This window comes from Sphingomonas sp. (assembly GCF_965227385.1).
Classification (GTDB): domain Bacteria; phylum Pseudomonadota; class Alphaproteobacteria; order Sphingomonadales; family Sphingomonadaceae; genus Sphingomonas.
Map to the genome: position 1 here is coordinate 463,049 of NZ_OZ245750.1, position 17,040 is coordinate 480,088.

At 66.9% G+C, this 17,040-nt stretch carries 14 protein-coding genes; 11 read left to right on the forward strand and 3 right to left on the reverse strand.

Features of this window, described 5'->3' with window-relative positions:
• Positions 1-13: 13 nt before the first annotated feature.
• Positions 14-805, reverse strand: a complete 792-nt coding sequence (locus ACO05N_RS02175) for an SEL1-like repeat protein (RefSeq protein WP_422055565.1) — start codon at positions 803-805, stop codon at positions 14-16.
• Positions 806-938: 133 nt separating this feature from the next.
• On the opposite strand from ACO05N_RS02175, the gene ACO05N_RS02180 reads away from it, so the two are divergent.
• From ACO05N_RS02180 to ACO05N_RS02205, 6 genes are all read left to right on the forward strand, one after another.
• The gene (locus ACO05N_RS02180; RefSeq protein ID WP_422055566.1) at positions 939-1,592 is read left to right on the forward strand and encodes a hypothetical protein; all 654 of its coding nucleotides are present in this window, start codon (positions 939-941) and stop codon (positions 1,590-1,592) included.
• 153 nt (positions 1,593-1,745) lie between these two features.
• Positions 1,746-2,636 (forward strand): prolipoprotein diacylglyceryl transferase, encoded by an 891-nt coding sequence (gene lgt / locus ACO05N_RS02185; RefSeq protein ID WP_422055567.1) that lies wholly within the window; start codon positions 1,746-1,748, stop codon positions 2,634-2,636.
• An 89-nt stretch (positions 2,637-2,725) separates the two neighbouring features.
• Positions 2,726-3,790, forward strand: a complete 1,065-nt coding sequence (locus ACO05N_RS02190) for a class I SAM-dependent methyltransferase (protein WP_422055568.1) — start codon at positions 2,726-2,728, stop codon at positions 3,788-3,790.
• Entirely contained in the window at positions 3,787-4,311 is a 525-nt protein-coding gene (locus tag ACO05N_RS02195) for a GNAT family N-acetyltransferase (RefSeq protein WP_422055569.1), read from the forward strand. Before ACO05N_RS02190 ends, ACO05N_RS02195 begins: the two co-directional genes overlap by 4 nt.
• Positions 4,308-5,075 (forward strand): peptidoglycan editing factor PgeF, encoded by a 768-nt coding sequence (pgeF, locus tag ACO05N_RS02200; RefSeq protein ID WP_422055570.1) that lies wholly within the window; start codon positions 4,308-4,310, stop codon positions 5,073-5,075. Before ACO05N_RS02195 ends, pgeF begins: the two co-directional genes overlap by 4 nt.
• Positions 5,076-5,132: 57 nt before the next feature.
• Complete coding sequence (locus ACO05N_RS02205) at positions 5,133-6,458, forward strand: cystathionine gamma-synthase family protein (RefSeq protein ID WP_422055571.1); 1,326 nt, start codon at positions 5,133-5,135, stop codon at positions 6,456-6,458.
• Positions 6,459-6,588: 130 nt separating this feature from the next.
• On the opposite strand, the gene ACO05N_RS02210 is transcribed toward ACO05N_RS02205, so the two are convergent.
• Positions 6,589-7,524 carry an alpha/beta hydrolase gene (locus tag ACO05N_RS02210; protein ID WP_422055572.1) on the reverse strand — a complete coding sequence of 312 codons (936 nt, stop codon included), beginning with the start codon at positions 7,522-7,524 and terminating at the stop codon, positions 6,589-6,591.
• A gap of 135 nt (positions 7,525-7,659) precedes the next feature.
• Between ACO05N_RS02210 and ACO05N_RS02215 the strand changes: the two genes are divergently transcribed.
• From ACO05N_RS02215 to ACO05N_RS02225, 3 genes are all read left to right on the forward strand, one after another.
• Positions 7,660-8,814, forward strand: a complete 1,155-nt coding sequence (locus tag ACO05N_RS02215; RefSeq protein WP_422055573.1) for a tetratricopeptide repeat protein — start codon at positions 7,660-7,662, stop codon at positions 8,812-8,814.
• Positions 8,815-8,861: 47 nt separating this feature from the next.
• On the forward strand, positions 8,862-9,737 hold the full coding sequence (gene thiL / locus ACO05N_RS02220; RefSeq protein WP_422055574.1) for a thiamine-phosphate kinase: 876 nt from the start codon (positions 8,862-8,864) through the stop codon (positions 9,735-9,737).
• 458 nt (positions 9,738-10,195) lie between these two features.
• A complete protein-coding gene (locus tag ACO05N_RS02225) occupies positions 10,196-12,289 on the forward strand; it encodes a sodium-translocating pyrophosphatase (RefSeq protein WP_422055575.1) in 2,094 nt (697 codons plus the stop codon).
• A gap of 52 nt (positions 12,290-12,341) precedes the next feature.
• On the opposite strand, the gene ACO05N_RS02230 is transcribed toward ACO05N_RS02225, so the two are convergent.
• A complete protein-coding gene (locus tag ACO05N_RS02230; RefSeq protein WP_422055576.1) occupies positions 12,342-13,184 on the reverse strand; it encodes an endonuclease/exonuclease/phosphatase family protein in 843 nt (280 codons plus the stop codon).
• Positions 13,185-13,250: 66 nt separating this feature from the next.
• Between ACO05N_RS02230 and ACO05N_RS02235 the strand changes: the two genes are divergently transcribed.
• Both ACO05N_RS02235 and ACO05N_RS02240 read left to right on the forward strand, forming a co-directional pair.
• Positions 13,251-14,261, forward strand: a complete 1,011-nt coding sequence (locus tag ACO05N_RS02235) for a LacI family DNA-binding transcriptional regulator (protein ID WP_422055577.1) — start codon at positions 13,251-13,253, stop codon at positions 14,259-14,261.
• Positions 14,262-14,432: 171 nt separating this feature from the next.
• The gene (locus ACO05N_RS02240) at positions 14,433-17,036 is read left to right on the forward strand and encodes a TonB-dependent receptor (protein ID WP_422055578.1); all 2,604 of its coding nucleotides are present in this window, start codon (positions 14,433-14,435) and stop codon (positions 17,034-17,036) included.
• The last annotated feature ends 4 nt before the right edge of the window (positions 17,037-17,040 follow it).

Here is a 17,040-nt window from a genome sequence, read left to right on the forward strand (position 1 = left end):
ATGCGCTTTCCGCTTAGCCGGCATAATCGGTGGCACGATGAAACACCCGTACCATGGCACGGCGGAACGCTTGGCGCGCTTCATAATCGTCCACGGACGCGGAACGGACCATGTCTTGGCATCCTTTCCATGCCACCGCCTCCGCGTCCTCGGTGCAACGCGCAAGCCATCCGGCCGACTGCGCGACGGCGCGTTGGTATATCACCGTCGCCTGATTGCACTGCGCCGGCATGTCGTCACTGCACCCCATCGCGAACGCGAGATAGGCGATATAGGCCGGGTGCCAGACCTCATCGGCAACCTCGATCGCATCCGCATCGGGAACATGCTTGGCCAGCAGCTCGCAGCCGCCGCCGTCGATGAGCGGCTCGCCGTTCGGAAAGCACGACCGCGCAAGATAGCTGAAGGCCTGAGCGGGCTGCGGCTTCACCGAAAGCCCCTTCTGATAGATGATCCCCAGATATTTGCAGGCATAGGGTGCGATGCCAGCATCATCGGACTGGCAGACCCGCAACATCCTGTCCTTCGACCTGCCATAGTTGCGCAGTGTCGCATTCAGGAAATAGATCTTGCCCGCTTCGTAGCAGCCGCCCGCCTGAAATCCCGCCGCGCAGGACGCTTCATATGCGGCAAGCGCTGCCGCCGCATCGCCGCGTTTCTCCGCCTGGACCCCGGCCCGCCAGCAACTATCGACATTGGCGTCGCGGGTGCAGCCTAAACCGGCCTGGATAGCCGTGGCTTTTGCGCCACCGCGCGCTGACCCCGCGATCGCCGGATCCGACCCTGCCGACGTGGCGATCAACATGACCAACACTGCCCATATCATCCGCATCTCTTTCTCCCCGGCTTCGCTGGACACGTCCATGGCGGTTGAACGACACGACCGCACCCCTATACAAACGGCGATGTCGATGTTCAGATGCATTGCCCAACTCTGTATGGCGGCGGCGCTCCTGGCACAGCCTGCACGCGCGCAGGATATCGCCGAGGCCGCTCCACCGATCGCCGTCGATCCAGCCGTCGGGGACTATTCCTCCACACAGATGGAGCTGGCGGCAGGGCTGCGCCTCAACCGCGACGGCACATTCGAATATGGCCTGACCGTCGGATCGCTGGATGAACGAGCGCGGGGCCGCTGGACACGGGTGGGTGACCGGATCGAACTGGTCAGCGATCCCCGGCCGGTGGCGCCGACCATTACCGCCAGTCGGGTCGAACAGGGGCCCGACGACGCCTTTGCGATCCGTCTCGTCGCACCGAACGGGCGCGACATTCCCGGCATCGACCTACGCATCGATTTCGACATCGGACAGCCGCTGGAGTCCTATGTGGCCGGCGAGCCGTGGACACTCCCAGCCGATGAGACGCGACGTCCGCGCTTCGTGACGTTCAGCAAGGAAAGCTATCGGATCGATTCCGGGCCGTTACCGCTGCGCGCCGATGCCGGAACGGTCGCGATCTTTCTGTTGACGCCCAACGATTTCGGCGTTGTCGACCTGACCGGCGCGTATCTTGAACCCCGGGGCGACGGCCTTGTGCTGACGCGACCGGACGGAACCATCCGGTTCGCGCGCGCCATCGCGTCCGATTGATCCAGTCGAATTGGAGCACAGAATGGCCGCAAAGACCCCCACTGGGTCTATACAGGTTCATTTGTAGGAAAGCTGTGCGCGGTCCGATCCACTGTCTTGGCGTTGCCGTCATATCTCGATAGGACAGCGCCGAACCCCCGGGGAGCCCGAACCGTGATCCTGACCGCCGCCGCGCAAGCGACATCCCATATCCAGTTCAGCGACCTCGGCCTGCATTCGGTCGCGCTCGACCTCGGCTTCTTCCAGCTCAAATGGTATTCGCTCGCCTATATCGCGGGCATCCTGATCGGCTGGTGGTGTCTGCTCAAATTGCTGGCCCAGCCGGGTGCGCCGATGGCGCGCCGCCATGCCGACGACATGGTGTTCTACGCCACGATCGGGATCATCGTCGGCGGGCGGCTCGGCTATGTGATTTTCTACCAGCCCGCGCTGTTCCTCGAACCGCTCAAGCTGCTGCAGCTGTGGGAAGGCGGCATGTCCTTCCATGGCGGTACGATCGGGGTGATGCTGGCAATCCTGTGGCTGTGCCGCAAGGAACAGCTCAACTGGCTGCGCGTCCATGATTATGTCGCCTGCTGTGTCCCCTTCGGCCTGTTCTTCGGGCGCATCGCCAATTTCGTGAATGGCGAGCTGTGGGGCCACCCCACCACCGTCCCCTGGGGCATCGTCCACGACATGAACGACCGCCAGCAGCTGACCGGCGAAACCTTCGCCCGCCACCCCAGCCAGCTCTACGAAGCCGGCCTTGAAGGTCTGCTCGTCGGCATTATCCTGTGGCTGCTGTTCTGGAAGACCGATGCCCGTTATCAGCCGGGCAAGCTCGTCGGCACCTTCATCCTCGGCTATGGCCTGTCGCGCTGGTTCGTCGAATTCTTCCGCGAACATGACGCGCAGTTCGACGGCACGATCTTCGCGACGCCCGGCCTGCACATGGGCCAGCTGCTGACGCTCCCGATGATCTTCGGCGGCATCTACCTCATCGCCACCGCCAAGAAACGCCGCGAGCGCGTCGAGCCGTTTGCAGGCGACCAGACGATTGCATAACAGCCGTTCGCACTGAGCCTGTCGAAGTGCCTTCTGCGCACCCCGTGCGCGCACCTTTGACAGCCTCACGCCAAACGGATGGGGGGACGATGACCGACGCGCCGAATACCGAAGGCCCACTCCCCGAGCGGATCGCCCGCGCGATCACGCTCGCCGGGCCGATCCCGCTGTCGCAGTTCATGGGCGCCGCCAACACCCATTATTACGCGACGCGCGACCCGCTCGGCACGCGCGGCGACTTCACCACCGCGCCCGAAATCAGCCAGATGTTCGGCGAGCTGGTCGGCCTCGCGCTTGCCGATCTGTGGGACCGCGCCGGTCGCCCCGACTGCCATTATGTCGAGCTTGGCCCGGGCCGCGGCACGCTCGCCGCCGACGCGCTGCGCGCCATGCGCAGCGCCGGCCTCACCCCGCCGGTCCACTTCGTCGAAAACAGCCCGACGCTGCGCTCCGAACAGGCCAAGGCGGTACCGCACGCCGAATGGTCGCTCGATCTCGTCGGCATTCCCGATGACAAGCCGCTGCTGGTCGTCGCCAACGAATTCTTCGACGCGCTCCCGATCCGGCAACTGGTCAAGACGCCGCAAGGGTGGCGCGAGCGGCTGGTCGCTTGTCAGGACACCTTGTTCCTGCCGGTGATCGGCAACACCATTTTCGATCCGATCATCCCGCCGCACTTCCGCGACGCGCCCGACGGGTCGATCCTCGAAACCTCGCCCCCCAGCGTCGCGATCCTGCGTGCCCTCGCCGCGCGCTTGCTGCACCAGGGCGGCGCGGCGATCGTCATCGACTATGGCTATGAAGGCCCCGCCATCGGCGACACGCTTCAGGCGGTGCGCGGCCACGCCTATGTCAATCCGTTCGAGGATCCGGGCGAGGCCGACCTGACCGCCCATGTCGATTTCGGCACCCTGATCGAAGCCGCACGGGTCGAAGGGCTGGAGGCGTATGGCCCCGTCTCGCAGGGCGATTGGCTGCGCGAACTCGGCATCGAACCGCGCGCCGACGCGCTGACCCGCGCCGCGCCCGACCGCGCCGACGACATCGCCGCCGCCCGCGACCGACTGATCGGGGACGACGCGATGGGCGAATTGTTCAAGGCCGTCGCGCTTACTGCGCCGGGCTGGCCGGTCCCGGCGGGGTTTGGAGAATGACGATCACGGCCACCCTCGCCATCGATACCCCCACCCCCGCCGACGCCGCCGCGCTCGATGCGATGGCAGAGGCCAGCTGGCGCGATACCTTCGCCCATTTCTACCGGCCCGAGGATCTCGCCGCCTTTCTCGACGAGAATTGCGGCGAGGATGGCCGCCTGCGCCGAGACCTCGCCAATCCAGCGATCACCTGGGCCGTCGTTCGCGCAGACGGAGCCATTGTCGGCTATGCCAAGATGGTCCCGCCCAGCCTCGAACAGGCCGGCCCCGCCGACGCGCAACTGGCGCAGCTTTACGTCGCGACCGACTGGCACGGGCGCGGCGTCGCCCAGGCGCTGATGGACTGGGCCATGACCACCGCCCGCGCCCGCCGCGCCCCCGCGCTGCTGCTGACGGTGTTCGAGGAGAACCACCGCGCAATTGCCTTTTATGCCAAATATGGCTTCGTCCATGTCGGCGACTATGCCTTCCCGGTCGGCCGCCAGATCGACCGCGATCTCGTGATGCGGCTGGCGCTGTGAGCGACCTCACGATCCTGCGTGCAGCAGCGCTGAACGGCGTCGCGCACGGCTTTATCGGCCGCACCGGCGGCGTCACCACCGGCCCCACCGCCAGCCTCGACATGGGTCGCCGCGGCCTGCCCCCCACGCCCGAACTGCAGGAAAACCAGCGCCGCGTCATCGCCGCCATCGCGCCCGGCAGCCGCTTCGCCACCGTGCATCAGGTCCACTCCCCCGACGCGGTGATCGTCGCGGACGAGTGGGACGAGGATAACCGCCCGCACGCCGACGCGCTCGTCACCGACCGCCCCGGCATCTTGCTCGGCATCCTCACCGCCGACTGCGCCCCCGTGCTGTTCGCCGACCGTGAGGTCGGCGTGGTCGCCGCCGCCCATGCCGGGTGGAAAGGGGCGCTGTATGGCGTCACCGACGCGACCATCGCCCGCATGGAAGAGCTCGGCGCCGACCGCAGCCGTATCGCCGCCGCGGTCGGCCCGTGCATCGCGCGCGCCAGCTACGAGGTCGACGACGCCTTCCTCGCCCGCTTCGCCGCCGCCGACCCGGCCAATGACCGCTTCTTCACCCCCGGCAAGCCCGGCCACCACCAGTTCGACCTTGAGGCCTATGTCGTCCACCGCCTGGCGCTCGCCGGCCTCCGCCGGATCGCGGCACTTGGCGCGGACACCTATGCCGACCCCGCGCGTTTCTTCAGCTATCGCCGCGCCACCCATGAGGGGGCACCCGATTACGGCCGTCAGATCAGCGTGATTGGATTGACGGGGTAAGCGTTCGGTGCGACGGCTGCGGTAACTAGTTTCACTTGATACCAGGAGCGGCCCGCAATGACCGACAGCCCCGACCAGACCCCCGACGAAGCCGCCCTGACCGGTACCACCCCGCGCCGCCGTCCCAAGCCGTCCGCCGACACGATCGGCAGCCGCAAGCTCAGCCCCAGCACGCTGATGATGGGTCACGGCTATGACCCGATGCTGTCGGAAGGGTCATTGAAGCCCCCGATCTTCGCCACCTCGACCTTCGTCTTCCCCAATGCCGCCGCGGGCAAGCGCCATTTCGAAGGCGTCACCGGCAAGCGTCCCGGCGGGGCCGAGGGCCTGGTCTATTCACGCTTCAACGGCCCCAACCAGGAAATCCTCGAGGATCGCCTGGGCGTGTGGGAAGAGGCCGAAGACGCGCTCGCCTTCTCCTCCGGCATGTCCGCCATCGCCACATTGTTCCTCGCGATGGTCAAGCCGGGCGACACCATCGTCCACTCCGGCCCGCTCTATGCCGCCACCGAAACGCTGATCGCGCGCATCCTCGGCAAGTTCGGCGTCCACTGGCTCGACTTCCCCGCCGGCGCCACGCGCGAAGAGATCGACGCGGTGCTTGGCAAGGCCGCATCGGGCAATGTCGCGCTGATCTATCTGGAAAGCCCCGCCAACCCGACCAACGTGCTGGTCGATGTCGAGGCCGTCGCCGCCAGCCGCGACGCGATCTTCACCGGCGCCAACAAGCCGCCGATCGCGATCGACAACACCTTCCTCGGCCCGCTCTGGGCCCAGCCGCTCAAGCAGGGGGCGGACCTCGTCGTCTATTCGCTGACCAAATATGCCGGCGGGCATAGCGACCTCGTCGCCGGCGGCGTGCTCGGCTCGAAGGAGCTGATCAACACCATCCGCCTGATGCGCAATACCATCGGCACGATCTGCGACCCCAACACCGCGTGGATGCTGCTGCGGTCGTTGGAGACGCTCGAACTGCGCATGTCGCGCGCAGGCGAAAACGCCGCCAAGGTCTGCGAATATCTGCGCACCCATCCCAAGGTCGAAAGCGTCGGCTATCTCGGCTTCCTCCCCGAAGGCAGCCGCCAGCGCGACATTTACGACCGCCATTGCACCGGCGCCGGATCGACCTTCTCGCTCTACCTCAAGGGCGGCGAGAAGGAGGCGTTCGCCTTCCTCGATTCGCTCAGGATCGCCAAGCTCGCGGTCAGCCTCGGCGGCACCGAAACCCTCGCCAGCGCCCCCGCCGCAATGACCCACCTCTCGGTCCCCGACGCGCGCAAACAGGCACTCGGCATCACCGACAACCTGGTGCGCATCTCGATCGGCGTCGAAAATGCCGACGACCTGATCGCGGACTTCGAGGAGGCGCTGAAGGCCGTCTGAGAGTCCGTTTTCGAAAGGCGGCACCGGCCCGCTCCCCCGCCCGACCACCCAACGACAGTGTATTCTATGGGTGGCCGGGTGGGGGAGCGGGCCGGTGCCGGTTCAGTGCAGCTGAACACGGTCGCCGCGCTCAGCGGCGGCGGTCAAGAAATCCGAGCGGAATATCGATCCGCTCGCGCCACGCCCGTTCGTTATGCTCGGTACCGGTAAAGCTGCGCAGCTCGAATGTGCGCCCCGGCACCCAGCCCAGTGTCGGCAGTATCGCCTCGACCGCCTTGGCGAATGGCGGATACGCCGCGTCCAGCGTCATCGTGCCATGATCGAGATAGACGCGGTTGCGCGCGGGATCGAACGCGCTCCCGACCAGCCAGGCGCGCAGCGCCCGCGCCACCGCCTCTGGCCCCTCGGGCGGACGGCTATAGGGCGCCATCGGCGCCGCCAGCGGCAAATGGATCGACAGGCACGCCGCCTGCCCGAACACGCGCGGATACTCCCCGATCGCATAGAGCGAAATCAGCCCACCCATCGACGATCCCATCACCGACGTGTCCGCTGATCCCGCCAGCGTGCGGAACTGCCGATCGATCGCCGGCTTCAGTTCCTCGACCATGAAGCGCAGATAGGCGTCGCCCAGCAACGGCCCGCCCGCCATCTCCAGCACCGCCGCACGATACGCCTCGGGCAGATGCGCTGCGACCTTCTCCGGAAAATATTCGCGGTAGCGCGCCGCCGTGTTCACGATCCCAACCACGATCGTGTCGCGCAGGTCGCCGCGCGCCGCCATTCGCGCGATCGCCTCGTCCACGCCCCATTCGCCGGCGAACGCCGACTTGCCGTCGAACAGATTCTGCCCGTCATGCATGTACAGCACCGGAAACCGCGCCGACCGCCGCGCGTCATAGGCCGCGGGCAGCCACACCAGCACCTTGCGCGCCGCGACATGGCGCGACGGAAAGGCATCCAGCGTCACGATCCGCCCGCCCGTCACCTGCGCCGTAGCCGGTAACGCCGCCAGCCCCAGCCCCGCCACGGCTCCACCCAGTACCTCGCGCCGCGTCCAGTCCATCCGCTCCTCCCGCATGCTTTTGCTCCAGCCTATCACCCCGGCGCGCCGGAACGATGCTGCATACGAATGCGCCCCCGCGCAACACGCCCGCATTCGTCTGTTGCCCGACGCGCGGCGGCGGCGCACATCTTCGCCATGCGCCGCCTCGCCCTGCTGCTCGCCCTGATCGCCACCCCCGCCGCCGCGGACGAGTTCAAATTCGGCCTCCAGCTCGACGAAAGCGGCTCCGCCTTGCCCCGCGAAGCCGTGCTTCAGGCGACGGCGGAGTCGCGCACCAACTGCACCCCCGCCACCCCATCCAGCGAAGACTGCGCCCTCGGCCTTGTCGCCGCTGCCGAACTGCTCGCCACCGCCGGCCTGTTCGACGAGGCCGAACGCGCCGCCCGCACCGCCCTTGGCATGATGGAAACGCTCCGCGGCCCGGCGCATGAGGATACCAGCATCGTGCGCGGCACGCTCGGCGCGGTGCTGTTGCGCGGCGGCCGCTATGGCGAAGCCGAACCGGTGCTGCGCGTCGCGGCGCAGACGCTTCAGGCCAGCGCGAATGGCGATCCCGAACTGCTCGCCGATCACCTGATGAACCTCGGCATCGTGCTCGCCGAACAGCGCCGCTACGGCGAGGCCGAACCCGCGCTCCGCCGCGCGGTCGCGGTGCGGCAGGACAGGCTGCCCGACAACCTCCTCGCCATCGCCACCGCGCGCTCGAACCTCGGCGTGCTGCTCGCCCGAACCGGGCGGGACAAGGACGCGCTGGCCGAGCACCAGGCCGCGTTCGCGATCCGGCGCGATCGGCTGAAGGCCAGCCATTACGACCTCGGTACCTCGATGCTCAACCTCGCCGAGCTGCTCGCGCGTCAGCCCGACGCCGCGCGGCTGATCGCCGAACCCTATCTGCGCGCCGGATTGATGACACGCGAAGCGGTGCTACCCCCCGGCGACCCGCGCACCACGCTCGCCCAGACGATGTTGGCGGAAAATCTCGATGCGCAGGGCAAGCGCAGCGGCGCACTCGAACTCTATCTGCTCGCTTATGCCGGCGCGCGCGCAGGCCTCAGCCCCGACACCCCGCTACGCATCCGCGCCGCCCACAACCTCGCCCGCTTCCTCGCCGCCAACAACACCGGCCTCCCCGTCGCCCGCACCCTGATCCGCGAAGCGAGCCAAGGCGTCCTCACCCGCGCCGCCCGGGCGCAGGAGTTCGACGAGTCCAGCCGCGCCGACCTGTCGCAATGGCGGGGGGTGTTCACAGGCAATGTCGCGCTTGCGTGGCAATTGGCGCCCCTGCGCTGAAGGCTCCGGCCTTTCCTCGCTCCGTGTCCTCGCCTACCCCTGCACCGATGTCCGACGAGTTCACCTTCCTCACCGCCCTGCGCGCCATCGCGACGCATCCTGCGGCGGCGAGCCTCGCGGACGATACCGCCCAGCTCGATGTCGCGGCGGGTCGCCTGATCCTTACCAGCGACACGATGGTTGAGTCGGTCCATTACCGCCCGCACGACCCGCCACAATCGGTCGGCTGGCGGCTCGCGGCGGTGAACCTCTCCGACCTTGCGGCCAAGGGCGCGACGCCGCTCGCGTGCCTGCTCAACTACAGCCTGTCGGGCGATGCGCAGTGGGACCGCGCGTTTCTCGACGGCCTCAACCAGGCGCTTACCACCTACGCCATGCCGCTGATCGGCGGCGACACGGTGGCGATGCCCGCCGACGCCCCGCGCAGCCTGACGCTCACCGCCATCGGCACCGCGCCGCCCCGGGTCCCCCTGCGCACCGGCGCGCAGCCGGGCGATACGCTCTGGGTCACCGGCACGATCGGCGGCGCGGCGTTCGGCGTGGACGGGAACCCGCGCGATCTCGCCCGCTATCTTCACCCCGGCCCGCGCGTCGCGGAGGGACAGGCGCTCGCCCCGCTCGCCACCGCGATGATGGACGTGTCCGACGGCCTGCTGATCGATGCCCAGCGGCTCGCCACAGCCAGCGGCATCGCCCTCACCATCGACCTCGACGCCCTCCCGCTTGCGCTCCCCGGCCCCGTCCTCGACGCAGCCTGCGCAGGCGATGATTACGAACTGCTCTTCACCTTACCCGAAGGCGTCGCCCCCCCGGTCGCCGCAACGCGCATCGGCACTGCGAGCACCGGCAATGGCCTAACCCTCACGGCGAACGGCGCGCCCGTCCCCCTGCCCGCCAGGCTCGGCTACCGCCACGGCGGCTGAACATTGATGATCCTCCCCCTTTTTGGGGGAGGATTGAGAAGCCCCCCAAACCCCTTCAAATGTTGGATTTCTTCTGATCTACCCTGATCGATGAAGCCGACCGCAACCGACTCACCTACCCCCGCACCGCCGACCCGGCGCGCTTCGGTCGCGTGCCTGTTGTCAGCCAGTCGCTTTCCGATCGCGCCCGTGTTGTCAGCCCGTCGCGCGCATGTCGCCCCACTGTCGCGTCCTCGTCGCGCAGCGGTCGCCAACGCGCCCCTTCCCGGTCGCCACCCTGGCGCGTCCCCGTCCCCCGCGCAGGATACCCCGTTTTTTTGTCAGCATCGTCGGACGATCCGCCGATCCACCACGCCGCTTGACAGCCCCCCGCCCCTCTCTACGCTCCACCCCGACGCGGTTTGTACCGGGCAGCAAGATCCGGACGACCTGCGGGATTCACAGGGGAAGGATACCAGATGACGATTGTCTATATCGCCATCGTGTGCGGCCTGATTGCCGTGCTCTATGGCCTGGTGACGTCGCAACAGGTGCTGCGCGCACCGGCAGGCGACCAGAAGATGCAGGATATCGCAGCCGCCATTCAGGAAGGCGCCAAGGCCTATCTCGGCCGCCAATACACCACCATCGCCATTGTCGGCGTCGTCGTTGCCGCCGTGATGTTCTTCACGCTCGGCGCGCTGTCGACCGTCGCATTCCTGATCGGCGCGATCCTGTCGGGCGTCGCCGGCTATGTCGGCATGAACATCTCGGTCCGCGCCAATGTCCGCACGGCTGAGGCGGCACGCGGTTCGCTGCAGGGTGGCCTCACCCTCGCCTTCCGCGCTGGCGCAGTCACCGGCATGCTCGTTGCCGGGCTCGGCCTGCTCTCAATCGCCGGGCTGTTCTGGTATCTGGTCGGCCCCGCCAATGAAGCCGCGAATGGCGAGGATATCATCAAGGCGCTGACCGCACTGGCGTTCGGTGCGTCGCTGATCTCGATCTTCGCCCGGCTCGGCGGCGGCATCTTCACCAAGGCTGCGGACGTCGGCGCCGACCTGGTCGGCAAGGTCGAGGCCGGAATCCCGGAGGATGATCCCCGCAACCCCGCCGTGATCGCCGACAACGTGGGCGACAATGTCGGCGACTGCGCCGGCATGGCCGCCGACCTGTTCGAAACCTATGTCGTCACCATCGGCCTCACCATGGTCTCGATCGCGCTGCTCGTCGGTGGTCTCGCCGACGATGCGATGCTCGCGCTGATGGCACTCCCGCTGATCGTCGGCGGCGTGTGCATCATCACCTCGATCATCGGTACCTATATGGTCCGGCTCGGCAGCAGCCAGTCGATCATGGGCGCATTGTACAAGGGGTTCTGGACCACAGCGATCCTCGCCATCCCGGCGATCTGGTTCGCGACCGAGTACACGCTGGGCGACCTCGACGTCGCGATCGGCGATCAGGCGTTCACCGGCATGGACCTGTTCTGGTGCATGATGATCGGCCTGGGCGTCACCGGGGCGCTGGTGTGGATCACCGAATATTATACCGGCACGCAATACCGCCCGGTCCGTTCGATCGCCAAGGCATCGGAAACCGGCCATGGCACCAACGTCATTCAGGGGCTGGCGATCAGCCTTGAATCGACCGCGCTGCCGACGCTGGTGATCGTCGTCGCGGTGATCGCATCGTTCCAGCTGGCCGGGATCATCGGCGTGGCGTTCGCCGCCACCTCGCTGCTCGCGCTCGCCGGCATGGTGGTCGCGCTCGACGCCTATGGCCCCGTCACCGACAATGCCGGCGGCATCGCCGAAATGGCCGGGCTGCCCGATGACGTCCGCACCCGCACCGACGCGCTCGATGCCGTGGGCAACACGACCAAGGCGGTGACCAAGGGCTATGCCATCGGCTCGGCGGCGCTCGCCGCGCTGGTGCTGTTCGGCGCCTATACGGAGGATCTGACGCGCTACTTCCCCGACATCGTCGTGGACTTCTCGCTCAGCAATCCGTTCGTCATCGTCGGCCTGCTGCTCGGCGCGCTGCTGCCCTATCTGTTCGGCGCGTTCGGCATGACTGCCGTGGGCCGTGCAGCCGGCGCGGTGGTCGAGGATGTCCGCGCCCAGTTCCGCGACAATCCCGGCATCATGGCGGGAACCAGCCGCCCGAACTATGGCCGGACGGTGGACATCGTGACCAAGGCGGCGATCAAGGAAATGATCGTCCCCAGCCTGCTCCCGGTGCTGTCGCCGATCGTCCTCTACTTCGTGATCCTGGCCGTCGACAGCCAGGCCAACGCCTTCGCGTCGGTCGGCGCGATGCTGCTCGGCGTGATCGTGTCGGGCCTGTTCGTCGCCATCTCGATGACCTCGGGCGGCGGCGCATGGGACAATGCGAAGAAGTATATCGAAGACGGCAATCATGGCGGCAAGGGCTCGGAAGCCCATAAGGCCGCGGTGACCGGCGACACCGTCGGCGATCCCTACAAGGATACGGCCGGTCCGGCGGTCAATCCGATGATCAAGATCACTAACATCGTCGCCCTGCTGCTCCTCGCGGCACTGGCGGCGGGCTGATCGCGAACAGCCTCATGGCCCCGCCCGGCACGTCCGGGCGGGGCCTTTATTTTCAGGGCCAGCGGTAATCGGCCACCACCGGAAAGTGATCCGACGGAAACCGCCCGCCCCGCCCGAAATCGATCGTCTCGACCGCCGCCGGCGTCATCCCCCGGGCCATCACCCAGTCGATCCGCTTCCCCGGCGTTCCCGAAAAACCATGGAACGTCCCCTCCGGCCCCGTCCGCTGTGGTGCCGCGACCCAGGCATCCCTCAGCCCGGCACTTAGCAGGCGATGGGCCTCGCTCTCCGGCCCGGTGTTGAAGTCCCCGGTCAGCACGACCATCTCGCCAGCAGGCCGCCTGGCGACCCAATCCGCAATCGCTACCGCACATTTGCTGCGCGCCGCTTCATCCTCGGCACGATACGGAAAATGCGTGTTGATCAGCCAGAAGCGCTGACCTGCGTTGGTCTCGAACTGCCCCCAGGTCGCCATCCGCGGATAGGGATGCCCCCAGCTGATGCTCCCCGGCACAGCCGGCGTATCCGACAGCCAGAAATTGCCGAGATCGACGACCTTCATCCGGTCGCGGCGAAAGAACACCCCCATATGCTCGTCGCCATGCCCGCCGCGCCGATCGACCCCGAGCCAACTGAACTGCGGCAGCCGCTCGACCACATAATCGCCCTGGATCTTCCACAATTCCTGCGTGCCGATGGCGTCCGGGTCGGCGCGACGAAGCGTCTCGATGAACAGGTCGCGCCGCGCCTGCCACCGGTTCGGCCCGTCCGACTCGAGCGGCAGGCGGACATTGAAGCTCATCACCCGGAGCCCGATCCGCCGCGCTGCGGCATGGGTCAATCCGGGCATCAGCCCCAGTCCAGCCGCTGCAGCGACAAATCCGCGCCGATCCATACGCACAACTCCACTCTTGCCTGTTGCCAACGCTGTCACCTATGCCTGACCCGTCAGGGGAGGCAAATGGCGCGACGGCCGACGATCAAGGAAGTTTCGAAACTCGCGGGCGTGTCGTTCAAGACCGTCTCGCGCGTGCTGAACAATGAGAAGAACGTCAGCGAGGAAACCCGCCGCCGCGTCGAGCAGGTCGTTGCCGAACTCAACTTCCGCCCCAGCCTCGCCGCACGCACGCTGGCCGGACGCAAGTCGTTCCAGGTCGGGCTGCTCTACGACAACCCCAGCCCCTATTATGTCTATCACCTGCTCGCCGGTGCGCAGGAGGGGTGCGCGGAACATGGCTATCGCCTGCTCACCCAGCCGGTGGACAGCTCCGCGTCGGGGCTCGTGGCCGACGTCGCTGCTCTGGTCGATGAAACGCATCTCGATGGCCTCATCCTCTCTCCCCCGGTGACCGAGAACGAAGCCCTGCTCGACGAACTCGACCGGCGCGGCCTGCCCTATGTGCGGATCGAGCCGGGGCTGCGGCGCGACGTCGGGCGATCGGTAACGATCGACGACGCCAGCGCGGCGCAGGAGGCGACCGCCCATCTGCTGGCCCACGGCCACCGCGCGATCGCGTTCATCAAGGGGCCCGATACGCACGTCTCTTCGATCGAGCGCCTCAAGGGCTACCGCGCCGCACTCGACGCACAAGGCGTGGGGTTCGACGACACGCTGGTCGTCGCGGGCGATTACAGCATCGAATCGGGTCGCCACGCCGCCCGGTTGCTGCTCGACCGCACGAACCCGCCTACCGCGTTATTTGCCGGCAACGACGATATGGCGGCGGGCGCGCTCGCGATCGCGCATGAACGCGGCATCAACGTGCCAGATCAGCTCTCGATCGTCGGATTCGACGATTCCGACCTGGCAGCGGCAGTGTGGCCGCCGCTCACGACCGTGCGCCAGCCCGTGCACGAGCTTGCCCGCAGCGCCGCCGACCTGCTGCTCGACGCAAAGAGCCAGCGCGACCGCATGACGTTCGACACCCGACTGATCGCCCGCGCCAGTTCCGGCCCCGCTCCGGCCCGCTAGCGGAAGTTGTCCGACATCTCGATTGACTCGCCAAATCATTTGTAGGACAACCCTTGCTGACACCGGTGTCTAAGCCGGGTCGATCGGCGCATGGCGCGGGAGAGGGAACCATTGGGGTGAGAGGTGCACCCGCCCCCTGTCCGTGCCGTGCGGATAGAGGGAGGGAATATGGTGAGCAGCACATCCACCGCCTGGGGCATCGCCGTCGGCGCACTCGCAACCGCACTCGCATTCAGCACACCGGCGCTGGCACAGGACGCCGCGCCGGAGGGCGACGCCGCGGCAAAGGACGAAATCGTCGTGACCGGGATCCGCGCATCGCTCGAGCGTGCGGCCGACATCAAGCGTGAGGCCGATCAAGTCCTCGACGTCATCACCGCCGAGGATGTCGGCAAGCTGCCCGACGCCAATGTCGCCGAGGCGCTGCAACGCGTGACCGGCGTCCAGATCACCCGCGTGTTCGGCGAAGGCCAGTCGGTGTCGGTGCGCGGCCTTCAGCAGGTCCGGGTCGAGGTCGATGGCCGCACCCTGCTCGGCTGGTCGGCGCGCCTGTCGCCACCCGAAAACGATCAGCTCGGCCGGTCGTCCGGGCTCGACTCGGTTCCCTCCAGCCTGTTCGGGCGGCTCGAGGTGCGCAAATCGCCGCTCGCCAGCCAGGCCGAGGGCGGACTGGGCGGCACCGTCAACCTCGTCACGCCCAAGCCGCTGGACTTCCGCGACCCCACCGTCTCATTGCGCGCGACCGGCGTCTATTCGGAGAATAGCGAAACCTTCGAGCCGGTGCTGACCGGCTTCGCCACCACCAAATTCGCGGATGGCAAGATCGGCGTGATGCTGGCGGCGGAATATCAAAAGCGTACCTCGACCACCCAGGCATTCGAGCGCAACAATTTCCTAAACCGCACCTATACCGGCACTGGGGGCGGCGCGATCCCGACCCCGGCGCTGCTGCAATATGAGAATTTCGTGGTGGATCGCTCGCGCGTTGGCCTCAACGGCGCGGTGCAGGTCGAAGTGACGCCCGAACTGGTGCTGACCGCCGACGCGCTCTTCTCGCGCCTCACCACCGGGCGTACGCAGGACTTCTTCTCCTTCCGCCTGCCCACGGGCAGCAACCCGGTCAGCAACCGCGTCGTCGAAAATGGCGTGGTCGTCGCGGGGGACGCCAACGGTACCGTTACGACTGCGGGCCAGATCCGCAACGAACCGACCGAAAGCTATCTCTACGGCCTGAACGGCAAATATGAGAGCGGCGGGCTGACCATCGAAGCCGATGGCTATTACAGCAAGGGTACGATCGACCAGACGATCCAGATCATCACGCTTCAGGCCACGGCGCTGGTTCCCGGCGCCTTCGATTTCCGCAACGGCACGATCCCCACCCTCAATCTCGGCACCTGGGACCCGACGGTCTATGCGTCCTACAACCCGGCCAACAATGGCGTGCGCAGCAACCGCCTGCTCGGCCTGCTCGAGGAATGGACCGGCAAGCTCGACCTGTCCTACGAATTCGACAGCGGCGTCACGCTTTCGGCGGGCGTCCGCTACACCGATCTCCACGCGCGGTCGAACGCCTATCGCAGCCAGGTGACCCCGACCCGCGCCGAGATCGAACCCTATCTGCGCCAGATCAGCGCGGGATCCTTCCTGCCCGATATCCCGGGCAGTTTCCCGCGCGCCTTCCTCAGCACCGCGCCGACCTATGACTATGTCTTCGCCCGCGCCCAGGCGGCGCAGCCCAACCCCAATCCCAACGACCGCTCCACATTGCTGCCCAATTCACAGCGCGACTATGATTTCAGCGAACGGACGCTGGCGGGCTATGTGATGGTCTCGGCCAAGGGCGATATCGGCAGCATCCCCTTCTCCGCCAATGCCGGCGTGCGCATCGCGCGGACGAAGCTGTCGGTCGACACCTTCCTCAATGTCGGGACCACCAGCACGCTGGTGACCGACAAGAATGACTATACCAACGTGCTGCCCAGCGCGAACATCGTGTTCAACGTCACCGACAATTTCCTCGTCCGCCTGTCAGGGTCACAGACGATGCAGCGCGCATCGATCGCCGATCTCGCCCCGTCGACTTTCTTCAACGCGACCAACCTGTCCGTGACCGGCGGCAACGCAGCGCTCGATCCGCCGATCTCGACCCAGGCGGACATCAGCTTCGAATATTATACCGGCAAGAGCTCGCTGATCTCGGGCGCGTTCTTCTACAAGGACGTCAAGGACTTCATCGCCAGCTTCGTCACCACCGGCGTCGACACCGGCCTCGACCCCGCCGGGCGCGAGCTGACCTTCTCGCGCCCCGAAAACCTCGCCAGCGCGAAGATCAAGGGGTTCGAAATCGGCGTCCAGCAGTTCTTCGACTTCCTCCCCGCCCCGCTCGACGGGCTGGGCATCATCGCCAACTACACCTTCTCGGACTCGAAGGATAATGCCGGCTTCCCGCTCGTCGCGGTGTCCAAGCACAGCTACAATCTGGTCGGGCTCTATGAAAAGGGGCCGTTCTCCGCGCGCATCGCGTACAATTACCGTGACGAGGCGGTGTTCGAATTCTCCGAAGGCCGTCCCAGCTTCATCGGTCCGCGCTCGCAGCTCGACGCCCAGATCGGCGTCGACCTTGCCAGGGGGATCGCGCTGTCGCTCCAGGCACAGAATCTGATCCCGACGGATTCGGCAACGAGCGAATATAGCGCCGCCGGGCCGATCGCGCTCAACAGCTATGCCCTGTCCGAACGGCGCTTCTCGATCGGCGTGCGGGCCAAGTTCTGACGCG